The following is a 17,687-nucleotide window of genomic DNA, read 5'->3' on the forward strand; positions in this document are numbered from 1 at the left end:
CACAATGGCACACGCAATCTCGCGCATCTTTGCGACCAAAGCCGACGCCGATGCGGCGATCGAGGATCTCGGCCGGAGCGGCTTTCCGCCGGAGGCGATCTTCGTCGTCGCTCCGCCGGCCGCTGCGGCCGCCGCCTCGGCGTCGGACAGCCGGGCGGTCGCGGACCAGATCGCCGACAGAATCGCGAAAGGCTTCATCCTCAGGCGCGATGCGGAGGTCTACGCGAGACATGTCGCGCAAGGGGCGGTTTTCGTGACGGTCTACGCGCCGTTCGGCGCCGGGCGCAAGGCGACGAACTGTCTCGATCGGCGCAATCCGGTCGATCCAGGCATTCCCGCCGCTCCGGTGCGGCGGCCGGCGGCGTATGACGAGGCGACGCCCTTGTCGTCCACGCTGCGGCTGCCGGTGCTGTCCTCCCACCCGACGCCGTTCGGCGCGGTCTCGGGCCTGCCCTCGCTGCTTTCGGCCAAGCGCGCCGACAAGTCGGTGTTCGAGGGGCCGGCGCCGCTGTCGCACCTGCTGGATCTGCCGGTCATGACGGCCGGAGGAGAGACCACGTCGGCGGCCATGGGCCTGCCGCTGCTGACGGCCAAGGGGAAGCCGACCGCGCTCGGACTGCCGCTGGTGACGGCCAAAGGCTCGCCGATGTTCTGGGGGCTGCCGCTGCTGACGGCCAAGGGGAAACCGACGTCGCTGGGGCTGCCGCTGGTGACGGCCAGGGGCAGGCCGACGAGCCTCGGGCTGCCGCTGTTGTGGTGATCCGGTCGCGCTCGCCGGCGGGCGCAGCCAGCGACGCCTGCGCTGGCCGGGCCGGACGCCGAGGTCGGTCGGGTTCGCTCGGGAATCCAGGCTGCGAGCGGTGTCGTGACGTGCGCTTTGCAGATCGGACGCCATTGACGCTAAACTGCGCCCATGCCGTCGTTTCATGAGTCCCGCACGGTCCGGCGCGCGTCCGCGGACATGTTCGAACTGGTCGCCGACTTCGAGCGCTATCCGGAATTCGCGCCGTTCTGCGTGGCGGCGAAGATTCGCCGGCGCTGGACGGAGCCGTCCGGCGTGGAGATCGTGATCGCCGACATGGAGGTCGGCTACGGCTCGATCCGCGCCCGCTTCGCCACGCGCGACCGGCTCGATCGCGAGAAGGCCGCGATCTCGATCGTCAGCATCGACGGGCCGTTCCGGTTCTTCGAGTCGCAATGGTCGTTCCGGGACCTCGCCCAGGGCGGGTCGCGCATCGCCTTTTCGACGCGGTATCAATTCTCCAATCCGGCGTTCGACATCGTGCTCGCGCCGGTTTTCAGCCGGGTCGTCGCCGGTCTCACCCGCGCGTTCGAAAAGCGGGCGGCGCAGCTCGATGCGGTCGAGCGCGTCCCGATGGACCGCCCCGCGCCGCCGTGACGATCGAGCGCCGCGCCCGGTCCCGCGCCTGAGGCGGCTGCGGGCGAACGCGGCGCGAGACCGCCCGAGCGACCCGGGCCCGCCCGTTTCGGTAACGTCGGCAATTCGCCACGGAGACGCCCTTGCGACGCCTGCTCAAGTTTCTCCACACGATCGGGGCGATCGGGCTCATGGGTTCGCTCGCCTGTCTGGTCGTGCTCGGCAACCATGCGCCGGCGCCGGCGCCGGAGTCGCTCGCCGCCTATGCGATGATCCGCGGCGCGATGGCGGCGATCGCCGCATGGATCGTTCTTCCGTCGTTGGTCCTGACCCTGATTCCGGGCCTGCTCGCGATCGCTGCGACGCGCGCCTTTCACGACGCGGGCTGGGCCTGGATCAAGGCCGCGACCGGGCTCCTGATCTTCGCCGGCGGTCTGCATGCGCTCGCGCCGATCCAGGAGGAGGCGCGGCTCAGCGCCGACGCGCTCGCCGGCCGCCTCGAGCCGTCGGCGCTGGCGGGCGTGTCACCGGGCGAAGGGATGACGTTGTGGGTGCTGCTGTTCGTGTCGAGCGCCAATGTCGCGCTCGGCGTCTGGCGCCCGAGGATCATTCGCCCGTTCCAGCGCGCGACGGGGCGACCGACGTGAGCTTGCGCGCGCCTCGAACCTGCGGTCGACGAAGCGCTCGTTCGCCTCGCAGCCGTCGCTGACGGGCCGGAGCGGCTATAACTCGGGGTGGAGCGCCACGAGCCGCTCGGCTTCGGCGACGTCTTCCGGCGCGTTGGCGTTGAAGAAGGGATCGGCCGGCGCCGTCGGCCATTCGACGATTGCGAGCGGGTAGCGCGCCGTCAAGCGATCGACCCGGCGAATGTCCTCCTCGACCAGAGCGCGGCGCAGGTCGGCGCGCAGCGCCACCGGCCAGAGCCCGACAACCGGGTGGCGGCGGCCGCCCGAGGCGGCGCAGGCGAGGAGCGCGCCGGCCGCGGCGCGTCCGCGATGCAGCCGCTCCACGAGGTCGCGCGGCAGGAAGGGCGTATCGGTCGCGACGCTCGCGACCCAGGCGACGTCCGGCCGGCGCGCCGCGGTCCAGTCGAGGACCGCGAGGACGCCGGCGAGGGGGCCGGCGAATCCCGGCACGTCGTCCGGCACGACCGGCATGGCGAAGGCGGCGAATCGCGACGGGTCGCCGTTGGCGTTGAGCGCGAGGGCGCAACATTGCGGCGCGAGCCGCTCGACGATGCGGGTCAGCATGGGCCGCGCGCCGACCGCGCGCAACGCCTTGTCGCCCCCGCCCATGCGCTGCGCGCGGCCGCCGGCGAGCAGGGCGCCGAGCGTGGCGGGCGTGTCGGTCGTCGCCATCGCTACCGGTCCCGGGCGGGGATGTTTGCGCATGGCGCCGACGGCGCCGGTCGAACCCGCACGCGCCTCCGCCCGGGGACTGTCATGTCGCCGCCATGCCCTCGAAACACGCGACCTCTGGTACGACCGAGCCTCGATTGCCGGACGAACGCTACGCGCGAGGCGGCCCGTTTGCAAAGCCCGACCCGGCGTCGCGACGAGCGATCGCCGCCGACGGCCGAATGGCGGCGACAGGCGGCGGGGCCGACCTGCAGGGTCGATGCGGAAGGCGCAGGCCCGGTCCAAACCTCGGGATCCAGGCTCACAGCATACGCCAACGACCGTCAGCCTCTCTGAGGAGAACGGTTGTGCGCATTCCGAAAGGCTCCGGCGTCACGCCTTTGATCCAAAGTTCCATTCTGTCAGCCGCGACGTCGACGAACACCGCGTTTTGCCGATCGGCCCGAGTCGGGAAATACTGATCGAAGTCGGGCCTCCAGCGGCTTTCAACCTCGTCCCGCCCGGCGCAAATCTTCGCGACGCCGGACAGAGCCGCGAATTGACTGCGCGTCGCGCCGTCGAAGACCAGGGTGACTCTGTCTGCATGGCGCAATTCCACGGACTTCCTGGATCGGCCGTCGGTAACGAAGGACAGGGTCCAGTTCGTCTTTCGCGGGTGTGGAGATAGGCGACCCATCGGGCGAGCGCTGACGCTTCCGCCCTCGCCCGGTGTCGCAAGCCAGCAGAAGGGCGCGGCGGCGATCAGTGCGGCGGCGGCGTCGAGCAGCCGTTCGGCGCCAGACTCGGCGGATGCGGAGATTTCAGACATCAAAGCCTCCAAAGCGGGTTCGCCGCATGAGCAAATGAATGCGGTCGTCCATCAGACGCAAGTCGCTGCGCGGCGGTCGCGGCCCGCGACCCTTCATTCGGAGTGGAGAAGGGGCGGAGAGGGTCAACGGGGCTGGAGCGTCGCTGCAACCTCCTTGAATCCAGTACGCCAGGAGGGATAGCGCGGGGACCATCCCCATTCACGGCCTATCTTCGCGTTGGACCCCGCCCTTGCGCGGGTCATCATGGCGACGATGTGCTCGCCGGCGACAAGACGCGCAAGCCAGGCTGGAACCGAAGGCGGCGGCTTTCCCCCGACCGCGGCGGCGGCGAGCGGTAACCATTGACGAGCCGGCGCGGGGTCGCTGTCGACCACGTTGAACACGCCGCGGCTGGTTTGTTCGACCGCCCTCGCTGTCGCCGAGGCGGCGTCGTCGACATGCACGAACGACCACCAGCCGCCGCCGTCGCCGATGAGGGGCAACATGCCTCGCCGTAGCATACGGACCATACCGGGCTCGAAGAGTCCCGTGTCCTGTCCGTAGAAAGTTCCATAGCGCAGGACAATTCCCTCCAGGTCGACGAGGCTCGAGACGGTCGCTTCGAGCTGCTTGATCGCGGCGAGCGTGCGGATTTGCCGTCGAGCCGGCCGGGTGTCCAAAGGGTCGTCCTCGGTTTTCACCGCGCCCCCTACGCGCGCATAAGGCCAACCACAGAAGCTTTGAGCGATGACCTTGCGCGCCTTCGCCAAACGCGCCGCCGCGATCAGGATCTTCAGTCCTTCGGTTCTAAGCCGGTTGCTGGCCGCGAAAGCCTCATCGAAGCGCCGCACGTCGCTTGCGCTCGCTATGCTGGTGAGCTGGTGAATCACGATTTCCGGGCGCACCGAAGCCAGCGCGCGCTGGATCGCCGGCGCATCCAGCGCATCCGCGACGATCGGCTCGGCGCCAGCTTCCTGCAGCCAGGCCGCTTTCGAGGGCGTGCGGGTCAAGCCATAGACCTCGCCTCCCTTCGCGACCAGCATGGGAACCAGCGAGCGCCCGATTGCGCCCGTGGCCCCGGCGACGAAAATGCGCATGATGCCCTCGGCTGGAAAACCTACCGTATGGTAGGTTACATCGGGACTGGCGGATCTGCAATGGCAGGCAAGCGTTTGAGCTCTACGGAACGGAGGGGGCGTATTGTGTCCGCCGCGGCCAAGGTGTTTGCCGAGCGCGGCTACGCCGAAGCTGCGATGGAGCGCATTGCGCAAGCGGCGGGCGTGACCAAGCCGGTTCTCTACGATCACTTCGAATCGAAGGAGGCGCTGTTCGTCGCCGTGCTGGAAAGCATGCGCGACAGATTGCTCGCCGAGGGAAGGAAGGCGGCCAGCGCAGGAGCGACAGGCCAGGCCAGGGTTCGCGCCGCCGTGCGCGGCCTCCTCGATGTCGCCGAGGCTGCGCCCGACGCGATGCGCGTTCTCGTCTGCGCGCGATATGGCGACCCGGTCGGCGCGAAGCTCGCCAAGGCCGTGCAATCGTCGGCGATCGACAGCATTGCCGCGATGCTCGCGCCGACGTCGGCGATCGGCGAGGCCTGGGCCCGGCTGGCGACTGCGCAGTTCGTCATGAGCGGGCTCCATGCCATCGCGCTCTGGTGGTTCGAAAATGCAGGCACGCCCAAGGACGCGCTCGCTGAGATCGCGGCGGCGATCGTGTGGCGAGGCGTCAGCGCCTGGGAAACAGACCTGACGCAGCAAATCTCAAACGAACCGCCGCCGCTCGTCGAAGGCGCCGCAGACGAAACCTCAGCCGGTACGGAATCGAAGACGGTCAGCCCATGAGATCGTCCCGGCGCCGATGTCCGTTGTCGGCGCAACGTCAGGGTTCAGGGAACCGTCCCTCTTGCTTCGACGCCGCCCGTTGGCGTCGTCAATCGGTTTCCTGCAGCCGCCGCCGCGAAGGCTGCTGACATTTGCAAGGGCTTCGCGTCCACCTCCGACTGCCCGTCTGGCCACGCACCAGCCGACAGCGTGCGAGACCGCTGGGGCCACGGCGCCGCAATCGCTAGGGTCGCCCGAGGGCGGTTTCACGAAGATCAAAATGAGTTGTGTCGTGCGGGGCTTGTTCGCAACGGTCGACATCTGGGGCGATGCGATGACGGCGATCGCGCCGAAGCGCGGACGGGTCGAATTCCATCGCAAGCCTCGCGCAAACTCTGGACGCCGACCGGAGCGAACCGGCCGGAATGCTTCATGCTCGTACAGTGAGCCTTTCGAGACATGGACCCGGACGGCTCAACCGCCGAAGACGTGGCGCCGGCCGCCGGAGGCGGCGCACGAGGAGCGCGCCGGCCACGGCGCGTCCGCGATGCAGCCGCTCGGCAAGGCCGGCCCTCGACTTCGATCCGAAGGCCGAGAGTCCGCCTGAAGCCACCCTTCCGCTCCTCGACCGCCGCCCATTGCGCCGACGACCTCCCGGCCCAGCGCCGACACGCGCCGCCGCGCTGGCGCAGGGGGCGTTCGAACCGTCTGCGCCGTCCGCTCACCCCCCATGGGTGAAGCGGCCGTTCATCATCGTCATGTCGACCGGGACCGAGGCGATGTCGTGCGGCGAGACGTCGAACAGATCTCTCGCCAGCACGATCAGATCCGCGCGCTTTCCCGGCTCGAGGGAGCCGACCCTGTCTTCGAGGCGCAATTGGCGGGCCCCCGCCAGCGTGCCGGCGTGAATCGCTTGCGCGAGATCCAGACGCTCGGCCGCGGGCGACAGGACGGGCGCGTCGGGCCTGCCGATCAGCTGGCGCGTCACGGCGACCTGGATGGCGTCGAGCGGCTTGTAGGTGGAAAAGTAGCCGGCGGCCGGCCAGTCCGTCCCGAAGGTCACGGCGCCGCCGGCCGCCAGAATCGACTTCGGCCGATAGAGCCGGCTCTGGCGCGCCGGGCCGTAGCGCTCGGTCAGGATCTCGACCGTGTCCGGGTCCGCCGACATCCAGTTGGCGGAGAACTGCGCGATGACGCCGAGTCTTCCGAAGCGGGCGATGTCGGCGTCGTCGGTCAGGACGTTGTGCGCGATCGTGTGACGCCGGTCGCGCGGCGGGTTGGCCGCGATCGCCGCCTCGAAGGCGTCGAGCGCGACGTGGGCCGTGCGTTCGCCGCAGGCGTGGACGTGGACGTCGAGCCCGGCGCGGTCCGCCTCGAGGATCATGCTTGTCCACTGGGCCTCGCTGAAGGGCGAACTCCCGATCGAATCCGGCTTGTCGGCGTAAGGCTCGAGCAGCCAGGCGGTGTAGCCCTCCGGCGTGCCGTCGCCGATGATCTTCAGGATGCGCGCCTGGACGAGGTCCGTGTCGATGCGCCGGATCAGATCCTGCGTCGACGCGGTCGCCGCGTCGACCGGCGGCGCCTTGAGCAAATACGAAGCGACCACGCGGAACGGCAGCCTGTCCTGCTTCTCCAACTCGGTATAGACGGACAGAATCGCGCCCTGATCCGCGCCGATCGGCGGAACCCCGGCATCGTAGACGGAGGTGATTCCCGCGGCCGAGGCCTTGGGCAGCCAGTCGACCAGCAGCTTGGTCATCGTGTCGAGCGAGATCGGATCGACGGCGTCGACGACCTCGAGAACGGCCGAGGTCTCGAGAACATAGCCGGTCGGGTTGCCGGACTTGTCGCGCACGTAGACGCTGAAGCCGGGGACCGGGTCGGGCGTGTGCGCATCGATCCCGGCGATCTCGAGCGCCTTGCTGTTGACCCACAGGCTGTGCCCGTCGATCGCGAAGAAGAACCCGGGCCGGTCCGGGAGCACAGCGTCGAGCATCGCGCGCGTCGGTCCTTCCGGCGGGAACATGTCGACGCGCCAGCCGAAGCCGCGAACCGGGCCGGTCGGATGCGCCGTCGCGTAAGCCGCGATCGCAGCGACCGCCTCCGTCCCGGTCGCAAGCTGAAGATCGACCCCCGAGGTCATGAACCCGCCGACGAAGGGGTGAATGTGGCTCTCGACGAAGCCGGGCATCAGCATCCGCCCGGCGAGGTCGACCGCCCTGGTGTCCGGCCCGGCGAGCGCGAGGACCTCCGCGTTCGAGCCGACGGCGACGATTCTGTCGCCGGCGACCGCGACGGCCTGCGCCCAGGGCTTGCCGGGGTCGAGCGTATAGACCCTGCCGTTGTGGAAGATCACCGAGGCGCGATCTGTCGCGGCCGGCGCGGCCAGGGCGGCGCCCGACAGCGACGCGACGCCCGCGCAGGCGAGCGAAGCCTGCAGGAAGCGCCGCCGGTCGACCCCTCCCCGGAGCCCTTGCGTCATGAACGCTCCGAGGGCGCCCGCGAAACCACAATTGATGCACATGGCGATCGTCCTTTCCGTCGAGCCCGCCCGGCGGCGGGATTCGCGCCAATCAGCGACACGAGCGTCGGGCTCATCGCTTTCCTCATGGCCTTCTGCGGGCCGTCAAAACGCGACGCGCCCCCTCACCCCCAGAAACAGGGCGGTCGATGCGGCCGGGGTCCCGGGCCAGACAACCTGCGCGTCCGGCCCGAGCCGGATATGCGGCGCGACCGCCGCGTCGTAATAGGCCTCCAGCACGCGCTCGTCGTTCAGGCCGCCGCCGAAGGCGACGAGGCCGTTGCGGAGCCGGCCGCTCCACAGGTAATCGCACCACGCCACGCCCCAGCGGTCGTCGGGGCGGCCGGGGGTCGCGCCGCCGACGCCGACGATGACCGTGTTCCCGATCGGATTGGGGTTGGCGTCCGAAGCGGAGATCTGGGCGAAGATTCCCCAGCCCTTGCCCGGATTGTCGGGGTCGGCCCACAGGAACTGCTGCACCGCGTACGAGCCGAACAGGTAGCCCTGCTTCGTGAGCTTGGCGGCGCTGCCTGAGGGCAGGAGGAGCTGCGGCGCTTCGTCGAAGTCGAACCCTGCGGCGGTGCTGACGACGCCCCGAAAGGTCTGGTAGCCCGTCAGGCCGAAGAAAGCCGTTTGGACCTTCGCAGACAGGCTCGTCGTCGTCCCTTGCGCGAAGGGATGGGCGATCACGTCGGAATCCTGGGCGTTGCGCGGATCGTAGACCATGAGCGTGAACGACGCCGGAGCGGTGTTCAGCGTCGCGATCCCGCCTACGATGTAGGGCGGCGTCACGCCGCTCACCGGCGCGGCGAGGCCGATGTTCCAGAACGTCGTCTCGCCGCCGCCGCCGATCAGCGGCGTCCGGCCGATGACGTCGAGCATGTTGAACTTGCCGAGCGACACCGAGACGACCTCGCCGAATTTTTGCGTGACGATCACCGACAGGTCGGTCGTCGTCCCGCCGAGCGTCGGGAAGGCGAGGGCGGTGTCGACCGGCAGGATCGCGCCCGCGCCCTGCTCGTTGGCGCTCTGGCCGAACGTCTGCTCGAAGTGGGCGGAGGCGCCGAAGCCTTGCCAGAGACCGAGCTTGCCGCCGTCGAGGCCGAGCAGGACGTCGGCCTTGCCGCCGAACGGGACGCCGTACCTCCCGTCGCCGCCGGCCAAGCCCTGACCGAAGCCGGTCACGCCGCCGCCGAGGCCGATCCCGACCGCGGCGAGGGACTGCTGGAGGTCGACCACGGGCTGCGCCCAGTCGTCAGCGAAAGCGGGCGCGGCGAGGGCGAGCGCCACGAGAGCCGTGGCCGACCGCAGCATCGGCGCCGGCTCAGTGAACAACGGATTTCGAGAGGTTGGCGACGACGACGCCGGCCACGATCAGGCCGACGCCGATCAGCGCCGGCGTATCGAGCGCCTGTCGAAACTTCACGTATCCGATCGCCGTGATCAGGACGATCCCGAGCCCGCTCCAGATCGCGTAGGTGATTCCGATCGGGATCGTCCGCAGGGCGAGCGACATGAAATAGAGACTGCCGATGTAGCAGACCCCCATCACCAGACTGGGCGCGAGCTTGGTGAACTGCTGCGACAGCTGGAGCGCCGTCGTGCCGGTGACTTCGAGCACGATCGCGATTCCAAGCGCCGCGCTGCTGCCGATGGCCAGATTCATCGCAGATCCTCGATCATGGTCGCCACCGCAGGGCGCAGGCGATCGCCTGTTGCGGCGCGGAGCGGGACGACGGTTCTCCTGAGAAACGTTGCGCCATTCCGCGCGGCTCGCTCGCGCTCGATCCCCTCACGCGAACGTCGGGAAGCGGCCGTCGGCGAACAGCGGCGGCTGCAGGCGCGACCAGGCGCCGGCGAACTGGAACGCATCGAGATCGGTGAAGGTCTGGCTGATCGCCTGCATGCCCGAGGGCATCCGGTCCTCGACCACCCCGAGCGGGACGTCCACGACCGGATAGCGGTTGAGGAGGTTCCAGGGCCAGGTCAGCGCGAACCCGAATCCGGTGCCCGTCCACACGTCCACCTTGTCCGCCTCGCTCTTGAACATGTCGGCGCGGACGAGAGGCGTCGCCATGGTCGGCATCAGCAGGATCCGATAGCCCTTCCCGAACACGCGCTCCTGGACCTGGCGGTGAAGCTGTTGCAGCAGCGTTTCGGCCTCCTCGGCCTGGCGCGGTCCGACGGGTCCAACGAGGTCGAGCACCTCGGCCATGTAAGGCGAGAGCCGATCGCGATTGGCCTTGGCGATGTCGAGCAGCGTGCCGATCGAGGTGGCGAACAGCCCGCGCATGAAGACGAACTTCTGCTCCTTGGAGAAGCCGCAGTCGACCTCGTCCACGACGCAGCCGGCTCCGCGCAGCGTCTCGATCCCCGTCTGCATCGCCGCCTTCACCGACGGAATGACGGCGGCGACGGCCGCGCCCCAATCGACGGCGATGCGCCAGCCCGAAAGGTCCGGGTACTGCATCGGATAGTCGAGCCGGGGCCGGATCGCGGCCATGACCTTGTCGGAGGGGCCGACGATCGCGTTCTGCAAATGGACGAGATCGTCGAAGCGTCGCGCCATTGGCCCGGACGTCGAATAGGGGACTTCTCCGCCCGCGACCCGCCCGAACGGCGGCCGGAAGCCATAGAGCCCGTTCTGCGAGGCGGGAATGCGGATCGAGCCGCCCATGTCCGATCCCATGGCGAGGGTCGCGAAGCCCGCGGCCAGCGCCGCCCCGGATCCGGCCGACGAGCCGCCGGGCGAGAACGCCAGGTTCCACGGATTGCGGGTCGTCCCCCAGGCGCGGGTCGAGGCGCCGAGGAAGAGATAGAATTCCGGCACCGTCGTCTGGAACGGCATGACGGCCCCGGCCGCCTCGAGCGAATCGATGACGGCGGCGTTTTCCGTCGTGGGCGGGGAGTCCTTGAAGACGAGCGACCCCTGCGTGACGCGCCAGCCCGGCCGGGCGAATTCGTCCTTGATGGCGACCGTGATCCCTTCGAGCGGCCTCGCGTCGCCACGCCGATAGCGGTCCTCGGAGTCCTGGGCCTCCTTCAGCGCCTGATCGAAGTGGGTGTCGGTGATGCAGTTGACCTTGGGGTTGAGCGCCTCGATCCGCTCGATCTGCGCCTTCAAGACATCGACCGGCGAAACCTTGCCGGCCTTGAACAGCGCCACGAGATCGGCGACGGACGCGTAGCTGAGCGGATCGTCGCCCTCCGCGCGCGCCGCCGGGGAATCGAGCGCCGACGCGACGACCGCCGCCCCGGCGCCCTGGATGAGCGTTCTTCGATCGATCATTGTGCGCCTCCGCGCCGTGAGGGAATCAGTTCGAGCCCTCGGACAGGACCGGCACGTCTCCCAGCGCCTCGATCGTCTGCTGGACGGGCGCCGCGGAGAGCCTGAACGTGCCGGAAAACGGGTCGCTGAGCTCGACGATCACAAACAGCGCGCTGCCGATCGTGAGCGCGCCGAAGCCGAGCGCCGCGATCACCGTCCCGTTGATCGGCGAGACCAGACCGTAGCCGCAGAACATCAGCAACGACCAGCAGACGATGATGTCGAGCATCGCCCACGGCACGCCGCCGGAAATCTGAAGCGCCATCAAGAGCCGGTTCCGGTTGATGTCGGAGACGGCGCCGTTTGCGCTGAAGAACGCCTGCCGCTGCGTGTCGGTCTTCGGCGAAAGCGAGAGCACGTACTGATCCAGACCCTTGACGCTGGCGAAGATGCCCGTCACCGCGAGTTCCGACCGCGCGGCGCCGCCGGACCCGCCCCAGATGTCGTCGTATGTCTGGCGGACCGCCTTGCGCAGGGCCTCGCGCGCCGGCCGCGTCTCCGGACCATAGACCTCGAGCGCGGAATCGAGCTGCATCAGCCTCGCGCCGAGCGTCTCGAGCTCGGCCTTCTGAGTCGAGTAGAGCCCGTAGGCGGACCCCGCGAACGTGCCCAGCACCAGCGCCAGCAGCAGGCTCAGGAGGCCCGTCATCGCGCCGATCATGCCGGCCGATCTGTCCGGCGAGTGCTTTTCCGGCAGCCGGGCGCGCAGCGTCAGGCCGACGAGACCCGCGACGAATACGAGGACGGCCACACCGATTGCAAACGATAACGAACTCATCACCTCGACCTCATTCGGCTCCCGACACCGATTCGAAAACGCGCGTCAGCGCGGCGCCCGACCGCTGGAGCGCGTCGACGTACGGCTTCACGTCGTCGTCATAGGCGCCGACCGCAACGCTGACGTCTCTGTCCCCTTCGGTCATGACTGTGTCCCATTTTATTCCGGCCGCATACGGCGAACAGCTGCGGCATTGTCACGGAGCGCCGCCGAGCGGCGCTCGGCCGGCGAAGCGTGGCCCGGCGGTTCTGTTTCCTTAGCCGCTCGCCGCGGGGGCGGACCTTCCGCTCCGGGACGGGCTTCACCGCCATCGCCTCGGGGTGCGACAGCACGATGACGATGTGTTCGTCAAGAGGTTCGCGCCGGCGAACATTGCCGAGCGCCCATGATCCCCTTTGCGCAAGCGCCGGGGGCGTGACGGCCCGGGGCTCGCCGACCGCGCGCGCTCCGGGACGGCGTCCGCGGTCGACCTGCCGGAGGCCGCGATCGATCCGTCGCAGCGCGCGCCTCGCGTGCCTTCGCCCCGGGGCCGCGGCTTCTCGACGGCCGGAACGGCGCATTCGGCGAACCGCCGGCGGACAATCCGATGTCGGGGCGCCGGCGCCGAGGGAGCAGAAGATCATTGTCCCAGACGGCGATCGACCCCCGCCGCATAGCCATGAACCGCAGCCGACGCCGTCCGTCCATCAAGCCAATGCCTGCCGCCCGGTATGGAGCGAACCCTTCAGCTCGAATCGCGCGCGCCGCCGAACCATGTCATCTCATTGTCCCCCACGAGGCCCTGCGGGCGAAAGGTGAGGATCAGGAGAAGGATAACGGCCAGCGCGATCTCCTGCGCGCCGCTCGGCAAGGAGATGCTGACACCGCCGAGGTCCACACCGCGCTCGAGCGCCAGCAACGTCTGCCTCAGACCCGTCACCGCGAAAGCGCCCACGACCGCGCCGGTCAAACTCCGCATTCCCCCTACGACGACCATCGCCAAGGTTACGAACGTCATATCGAGCCAGAAAACGTTGACCGCCAGGGTCCCCAGATAGTGGCCGTACAAGACCCCGCCGGCGCCCGTGACGAATGCGCTGATGACGAAGGCGATCAGCCGCTGGCGCCAAATGTTGACGCCGCTCGCGCGGGCGGCCGCTTCGTCCTCGCGCGTGGCGCGGAGGAGCAGCCCGAAGGAGGACGCGTTGTACACTTGTGCGATCACGATCGCGGCCGATGCGAAGCCGAACGCCGTCCACATGTCGACGTAAAGCGGAAGCCCCACCAGAGAGCTTTGGCCGGCAGTCACGCTATCCCAATTTTCGTAGATGGTCTTGACGATGAACAACAGGGACAGAAGAGCGATGGAGGCCGCTGCGCCGGTCAGGCGCATGATCGCCGCGCCGCTGACCAGCGCGACAACGCTGGCCAGGAGCGACGCAACCAGCGCGGCCAACAGGACCGGCGTTTTCGAGTCGAGCAGGAACTGGGGAAGCCCGGGCATGAAGACGCCCCGCATGCCTGCGCAGCAAGTCTGCCAGGCCGACGCGTAAGCGCCGACCAGCGCGAAAGTGACATGGCCGAACGAGACGATTCCGGAATTGGCCATGAAGATCGAAATGCCGACCGCCATCACCGTGTAGATCATGGCTTCGGTCGCAATATCCGTGAGATAGGGGCCACCGAGAACGGCGATCAGGCAAAGCAGAGCCATGCACCCGATCAGTCCTAGCGCTGGAAAAAGACGCGGAAGGAAGTCCAGCATCAGATGCGTTCCCCCGCATTGCCCGTCACAAACAACCCCTGCGGCCTGAACAACAGGACGACGATCACCAGGCCATAGACGAATGCGTCTCGCGCCGGCCGCAACTCGGCGGGCAGGAGCGCCTGCAACAACATCGACGCGGCGCCGAGAGAGAAGCCGCCGAGGACCGCGCCCGGCAAACTGCCCATGCCTCCGATGACCGTGCCGACAAAACCGGCGATCGCCAGGGGCACGCCCATCCGGAAGTCCAGAACGCCCGTCTTGGCGACATAGAGAAGCGAAACGGCCGCCGCCAAAATCCCGGAAAGACCAAACGCCAGCGCGATGGCGCGGTCCGCCCTCACGCCCAGCATGCGCGCCATCGTGAAGTCCTCGGCCGCCGCCCGAATTTCGATGCCCGCTCGACTTCGGCGAAGATAGAGCGACAAGCCGAGGAGCAGAAGGATGGTCACAATGATGGTGACGATATCGACCAGACCAACGCGGACGCCGTGAATGGTCACTTGCTGCGTCAAGGCGCCGAAGATGCTCACGGACTTGGGCCGGCCGGTGTGGATGAACAGAACGAGGCTCTGGATCAGGTAGCTGACTGCGAACGAGGAAATCAGCAGCGTGGATCCATCGGCGCCGCGCTTGCGGAGAGCGCGAAAGGCAAATCGCTCCGTTGCGAGGGCGACGAGGGTGACGACGCAGAGGATTCCTGCAATCAGAAGAGGAAACGGCCATGCGCCAATCAACGGCGCGGCGAGATCGGCAGCGGTCGGCACGACCAACGCATAGGCGCCGATCATGATCAGGTCGCCATGGGCGAAATTGATCATGCGCATGACGCCGAAAACCAGGCCGATGCCGAGGGCGACGAGCGCGTATTGGCTGCCGAGGCTGGCGGCGTCGACGAGAAGCTGAACGATGTTCATGGCCGCCGCGCTCCTCCGAAGTATGCGTGTTCGAACTCTGGGTCGGCGGCGAGAACGTTGCTGGGACCATCGAGAATCAAGCGACCTGACCTAAGAAGATAGGTGCGGTCGGCTAAGGCGAGGGCGCGCCGAGCGCTCTGTTCGACGACGAGAAGCGTTGTTCCATCCTCCCGCAAGCTTCTGAGAGTCTGGAACACGCGGTCGGCGAACAATGGAGCCAGCCCCAGGGATGGTTCGTCCACCAGCAACAGTTTTGGCTTGCAAATGAGGGCGCGAGCGATCGCAAGTTGCTGTTGCTCGCCGCCGGAGAGTTGCCCAGCATAGCCATTGTAGCGTTCTTGCAGCACTGGGAAGAGCGCGAGCACGCGATCGAACTGAGCCTTGGCCTGTCCCACGCCGCCTTGCGCGCCGCTGGCCACCACCAGGTTCTCGCGGACCGTCAGTCGGCCGAAGATCCGCCGACCTTCCGGAACGAGACTGATCCCCGCGCGCGCAATCGTCTCCGGCGGAAGCCCGCGAATGGATCGCCCTTCGAATTGAATGTCGCCATGCGCGGGTTCGACGACGCCGGCGATCGCGAGCATGCAGGTCGATTTGCCGGCGCCGTTCGGTCCGACGAGACACACGATCTCCCCGGCGGATACGCAAAGGGACAATTCATGGATGGCGGGCGCCTTGCCATATCGAACCTGCAGGGAGTCTACGCTGAGCAACATCTCAAGCGCCTCCCAAATACGCAGCGATCACGTCCGGATTGTTGCGCACGGTCTCAACGGGACCGTCGGCGAGGGTGCGGCCGCCATTCAGCACATGAAGCCGATTGCAGACCTCCATGACGAGGCCGATGTTGTGCTCGATCAGCAAAACCGCGCAGCCGAAACTTTGCGGGAGCTGACGAACGATCTCCACCAGGTCGCGGCACTCGGAATCGGTCATGCCAGCCGCAGGTTCATCGAGGAGGAGAAAGCGGGGTCTCAGCGCAAGGGCGCGCGCAATGCCGACGCGCCGCTCGTCGGCGTAGGGCAGTTCGCCCGCAAGGCGGCGCGCCACCGGGCCCAGGCCAACAAACTCGAGCGCGCGGCGTGCGGTCGATCGCGCCTCGTTTCGGCTCTTCGCATGGCAGAGCGCGGAAATTTCGACATTCTCCAGGACGCTCAATCTGCGGAAGAGGCGCACCGACTGAAACGTTCGCGCGACCCCACAGCGCGCAAGCGCATCGGGAGTGAGGCCGCCGACCGACTTTCCATCCACGCGCACCGTTCCCTCAGTGGGGCGTTGAAAACCGCTGATAACGTTGACCAGGGTTGTCTTGCCCGCGCCGTTCGGCCCAAGGAGACCGAGAATCTCGCCCTCCTTGAGGGAGAGATCGACCGAATCGAGCGCGCGCAGACCCTGAAACTGAACGGAGATCGCTTCTGTGTTCAATTCGGACATAGGGGACTCGAAGGAGGGTGGTGAAAGGCCCGGCGTCGGGGCCGACGCCGGGCCGGGGCTGCTCACCACCAGGTGACGAAGTCGCCCTTGCGGATGTCGTAATATCCGAGCGGCACAGGCTTTGAATCCATGACCGAAATGATGAGCATCGGCCGGTTCACGTTGGTGTGGAGTTTGGGCGTGAATGTCGTCAAGCCCGCAAGCAGAGGCTCGTCGGTAAATTTCTCCATCTCGCCCCGCACCTTGTCCGTATCGAAGCTGCCCGCCCGTTCCACGGCTTTCGCCCAGGCCTGGACCACGCTGTAACCGGTGATCCCCTGGCCGGAACCGGGTCGTTCGTTGTATTTCTTTTCGTAGGCTTTGAAGAACGCTTCGGCGTCGGGGCGCGGTTCGGTGACGCCGGCGTCGGCCGAATAGTTCAGATAGTAGAAGTTGCTCAATCCCGGAACGGCGGAATGCCATGCGCTGCCGTCGCCGCCGGTGCCCTCGAGAATGGGAATCTCGACTCCTGCCGAGCGAAACTGACGGATCGCGCTCGCCAGCCCCGGCGGAACGCTGCAGATGATCATCGCGTCCGCCGGCTTGCCGAGGTCCTTGTAGCGCGAGATTTGCGACGCCACCGACACGTCGGCGTTCTTGAAGCTGTCCTCGAGCACGATGGATTGGTCGCCATTGAGCTCCTTCCAACGAGAGAGGAAGCCACGGCAGAGTGACTTGTCGTATTCGATGAACGTGTCGGTGAGAACGTAGGCCGTCTTCCAGCCCTTTTTCTTGGCGCCCCAATCCGCGATCGTCCGGCCGGTCGCTTCCGCGTCGGTCGCCATGGTGAACACGTCGTTGCCGATCGTCATATTGCCGTATTTCATGTCGGCGCCGCACGAACTGATCGCAATGACCGACGCGGCCTGCGCGACCAGCGCGGCCGGCGCGCCGCTGTCGAAGTCGCATGCGGTCATGATCATCTTGGCGCCCTGTCTGACCAGCGCCTGCGCGGCTTTCGACGTTTCCGCCGGATCGGTCTTCGTGTCGATATGAACCAGTCGGACCTTCTTGCCGAGCAGCCCTCCCTTGGCGTTGATATCGTCGACTGCGATCTCCGCCGCGCGCGTCGGCGAGGTATCGAATGCGGCCATCCAACCACTGAAGGACGTCGGGGCTCCGATCAGAACCTCGTCGTCTGCGGCGAGAGTCGGACTCGCCAGCACGATGCCGGCGATGCCCAATAACATCGAATGCAAATTCAAAGATCGCATGGCCACTCTCTCCTCATGATTAGCACGCGTTTGTTGATTGGCCTTCAACCGGTCAGCGCAAACAAAGACGCGCTCGCCGTGTTGTTAAGAGCTTCATTCGACTCGATCTCATAACCCCGTGACGCTCATCCCGGCGCGATCTGTTGTCAGAAGTCGATTCGATTGCGTCGCTACTGCCGCGCTCCCACCTGCATCGGGTTTCGTTGAGTTGGTATCGCCGCGGGAGCGGTCGCGCGCCGCAATCGCCGATTTTTTTCCAGCATTCTCTGACATTCGTGTTACGATCTGCGGTCTGCGATCGCACTTTTGCATGGACGGGTTCCGTTGGCAAGTGGGCCGCAGACGCTTTCGGATGACCGGGGCGAGGC

General features: G+C 67.4%; 18 protein-coding genes. 4 read left to right on the plus strand and 14 right to left on the minus strand.

What is annotated here, in order from left to right; all coding sequences use genetic code 11:
- Positions 1-4 precede the first annotated feature (4 nt).
- The 3 genes from DFR50_RS15210 (at position 5) to DFR50_RS15220 (ending at position 2,025) form a co-directional block, all read left to right on the plus strand.
- Entirely contained in the window at positions 5-760 is a 756-nt protein-coding gene (locus tag DFR50_RS15210) for a hypothetical protein (RefSeq protein WP_113890134.1), read from the plus strand.
- Between the two features lie 153 nt (positions 761-913).
- A complete protein-coding gene (locus DFR50_RS15215) occupies positions 914-1,399 on the plus strand; it encodes a type II toxin-antitoxin system RatA family toxin (RefSeq protein ID WP_113890135.1) in 486 nt (161 codons plus the stop codon).
- A gap of 122 nt (positions 1,400-1,521) precedes the next feature.
- The gene (locus DFR50_RS15220; protein WP_113890136.1) at positions 1,522-2,025 is read left to right on the plus strand and encodes a hypothetical protein; all 504 of its coding nucleotides are present in this window, start codon (positions 1,522-1,524) and stop codon (positions 2,023-2,025) included.
- 75 nt (positions 2,026-2,100) lie between these two features.
- Here DFR50_RS15220 and mobA read toward each other — a convergent pair whose 3' ends face one another.
- The 3 genes from mobA to DFR50_RS15235 form a co-directional block, all read right to left on the minus strand.
- Positions 2,101-2,736 carry a molybdenum cofactor guanylyltransferase MobA gene (mobA, locus tag DFR50_RS15225; protein WP_113890137.1) on the minus strand — a complete coding sequence of 212 codons (636 nt, stop codon included), beginning with the start codon at positions 2,734-2,736 and terminating at the stop codon, positions 2,101-2,103.
- Positions 2,737-3,037: 301 nt separating this feature from the next.
- The gene (locus tag DFR50_RS15230) at positions 3,038-3,544 is read right to left on the minus strand and encodes a pyridoxamine 5'-phosphate oxidase family protein (protein WP_113890138.1); all 507 of its coding nucleotides are present in this window, start codon (positions 3,542-3,544) and stop codon (positions 3,038-3,040) included.
- 123 nt (positions 3,545-3,667) lie between these two features.
- Positions 3,668-4,621 (minus strand): NAD-dependent epimerase/dehydratase family protein, encoded by a 954-nt coding sequence (locus DFR50_RS15235; RefSeq protein WP_113890139.1) that lies wholly within the window; start codon positions 4,619-4,621, stop codon positions 3,668-3,670.
- Between the two features lie 60 nt (positions 4,622-4,681).
- Here DFR50_RS15235 and DFR50_RS15240 point away from each other — a divergent pair, with 60 nt between their 5' ends.
- On the plus strand, positions 4,682-5,365 hold the full coding sequence (locus DFR50_RS15240) for a TetR/AcrR family transcriptional regulator (RefSeq protein WP_210208911.1): 684 nt from the start codon (positions 4,682-4,684) through the stop codon (positions 5,363-5,365).
- 700 nt (positions 5,366-6,065) lie between these two features.
- On the opposite strand, the gene DFR50_RS15245 is transcribed toward DFR50_RS15240, so the two are convergent.
- The 11 genes from DFR50_RS15245 to DFR50_RS15290 all read right to left on the minus strand — a co-directional run bounded on the left by DFR50_RS15245 (position 6,066) and on the right by DFR50_RS15290 (position 17,367).
- Complete coding sequence (locus DFR50_RS15245) at positions 6,066-7,826, minus strand: amidohydrolase (RefSeq protein ID WP_113890223.1); 1,761 nt, start codon at positions 7,824-7,826, stop codon at positions 6,066-6,068.
- A 144-nt stretch (positions 7,827-7,970) separates the two neighbouring features.
- On the minus strand, positions 7,971-9,200 hold the full coding sequence (locus DFR50_RS15250) for a carbohydrate porin (protein ID WP_210208912.1): 1,230 nt from the start codon (positions 9,198-9,200) through the stop codon (positions 7,971-7,973).
- Positions 9,190-9,531 (minus strand): DMT family transporter, encoded by a 342-nt coding sequence (locus DFR50_RS15255; protein WP_113890142.1) that lies wholly within the window; start codon positions 9,529-9,531, stop codon positions 9,190-9,192. The genes DFR50_RS15250 and DFR50_RS15255 overlap by 11 nt, the downstream gene beginning before the upstream one ends.
- Positions 9,532-9,657: 126 nt before the next feature.
- On the minus strand, positions 9,658-11,154 hold the full coding sequence (locus DFR50_RS15260; protein ID WP_113890143.1) for an amidase: 1,497 nt from the start codon (positions 11,152-11,154) through the stop codon (positions 9,658-9,660).
- Between the two features lie 25 nt (positions 11,155-11,179).
- On the minus strand, positions 11,180-11,971 hold the full coding sequence (locus DFR50_RS15265) for a bestrophin-like domain (protein WP_113890144.1): 792 nt from the start codon (positions 11,969-11,971) through the stop codon (positions 11,180-11,182).
- A 10-nt stretch (positions 11,972-11,981) separates the two neighbouring features.
- Complete coding sequence (locus tag DFR50_RS33340) at positions 11,982-12,116, minus strand: hypothetical protein (protein ID WP_281016167.1); 135 nt, start codon at positions 12,114-12,116, stop codon at positions 11,982-11,984.
- Between the two features lie 579 nt (positions 12,117-12,695).
- Positions 12,696-13,715, minus strand: a complete 1,020-nt coding sequence (locus DFR50_RS15270; RefSeq protein WP_113890145.1) for a branched-chain amino acid ABC transporter permease — start codon at positions 13,713-13,715, stop codon at positions 12,696-12,698.
- A complete protein-coding gene (locus DFR50_RS15275) occupies positions 13,715-14,632 on the minus strand; it encodes a branched-chain amino acid ABC transporter permease (RefSeq protein ID WP_113890146.1) in 918 nt (305 codons plus the stop codon). The genes DFR50_RS15270 and DFR50_RS15275 overlap by 1 nt, the downstream gene beginning before the upstream one ends.
- Entirely contained in the window at positions 14,629-15,348 is a 720-nt protein-coding gene (locus DFR50_RS15280) for an ABC transporter ATP-binding protein (RefSeq protein ID WP_245427813.1), read from the minus strand. Before DFR50_RS15280 ends, DFR50_RS15275 begins: the two co-directional genes overlap by 4 nt.
- A 1-nt stretch (position 15,349) precedes the next feature.
- The gene (locus tag DFR50_RS15285) at positions 15,350-16,066 is read right to left on the minus strand and encodes an ABC transporter ATP-binding protein (protein ID WP_113890147.1); all 717 of its coding nucleotides are present in this window, start codon (positions 16,064-16,066) and stop codon (positions 15,350-15,352) included.
- A gap of 62 nt (positions 16,067-16,128) precedes the next feature.
- Positions 16,129-17,367 (minus strand): ABC transporter substrate-binding protein, encoded by a 1,239-nt coding sequence (locus DFR50_RS15290; RefSeq protein ID WP_147262777.1) that lies wholly within the window; start codon positions 17,365-17,367, stop codon positions 16,129-16,131.
- Positions 17,368-17,687: the final 320 nt, after the last annotated feature.

Source organism: Roseiarcus fermentans (assembly GCF_003315135.1).
Classification (GTDB): domain Bacteria; phylum Pseudomonadota; class Alphaproteobacteria; order Rhizobiales; family Beijerinckiaceae; genus Roseiarcus; species Roseiarcus fermentans.

Excerpts from the sequence above, each read along its gene's own strand:
- DFR50_RS15210 (WP_113890134.1), top strand. The coding sequence starts at position 5 with ATGGCACACGCAATCTCGCGCATCTTTGCGACCAAAGCCGACGCCGAT.
- DFR50_RS15215 (WP_113890135.1), top strand. The coding sequence starts at position 914 with ATGCCGTCGTTTCATGAGTCCCGCACGGTCCGGCGCGCGTCCGCGGAC.
- mobA (WP_113890137.1), bottom strand. The coding sequence starts at position 2,736 with ATGGCGACGACCGACACGCCCGCCACGCTCGGCGCCCTGCTCGCCGGC.
- DFR50_RS15230 (WP_113890138.1), bottom strand. The coding sequence starts at position 3,544 with ATGTCTGAAATCTCCGCATCCGCCGAGTCTGGCGCCGAACGGCTGCTC.
- DFR50_RS15235 (WP_113890139.1), bottom strand. The coding sequence starts at position 4,621 with ATGCGCATTTTCGTCGCCGGGGCCACGGGCGCAATCGGGCGCTCGCTG.
- DFR50_RS15240 (WP_210208911.1), top strand. The coding sequence starts at position 4,682 with ATGGCAGGCAAGCGTTTGAGCTCTACGGAACGGAGGGGGCGTATTGTG.
- DFR50_RS15245 (WP_113890223.1), bottom strand. The coding sequence starts at position 7,826 with ATGACGCAAGGGCTCCGGGGAGGGGTCGACCGGCGGCGCTTCCTGCAG.
- DFR50_RS15255 (WP_113890142.1), bottom strand. The coding sequence starts at position 9,531 with ATGAATCTGGCCATCGGCAGCAGCGCGGCGCTTGGAATCGCGATCGTG.
- DFR50_RS15260 (WP_113890143.1), bottom strand. The coding sequence starts at position 11,154 with ATGATCGATCGAAGAACGCTCATCCAGGGCGCCGGGGCGGCGGTCGTC.
- DFR50_RS15265 (WP_113890144.1), bottom strand. The coding sequence starts at position 11,971 with ATGAGTTCGTTATCGTTTGCAATCGGTGTGGCCGTCCTCGTATTCGTC.
- DFR50_RS33340 (WP_281016167.1), bottom strand. The coding sequence starts at position 12,116 with ATGACCGAAGGGGACAGAGACGTCAGCGTTGCGGTCGGCGCCTATGAC.
- DFR50_RS15270 (WP_113890145.1), bottom strand. The coding sequence starts at position 13,715 with ATGCTGGACTTCCTTCCGCGTCTTTTTCCAGCGCTAGGACTGATCGGG.
- DFR50_RS15275 (WP_113890146.1), bottom strand. The coding sequence starts at position 14,632 with ATGAACATCGTTCAGCTTCTCGTCGACGCCGCCAGCCTCGGCAGCCAA.
- DFR50_RS15280 (WP_245427813.1), bottom strand. The coding sequence starts at position 15,348 with ATGTTGCTCAGCGTAGACTCCCTGCAGGTTCGATATGGCAAGGCGCCC.
- DFR50_RS15285 (WP_113890147.1), bottom strand. The coding sequence starts at position 16,066 with ATGTCCGAATTGAACACAGAAGCGATCTCCGTTCAGTTTCAGGGTCTG.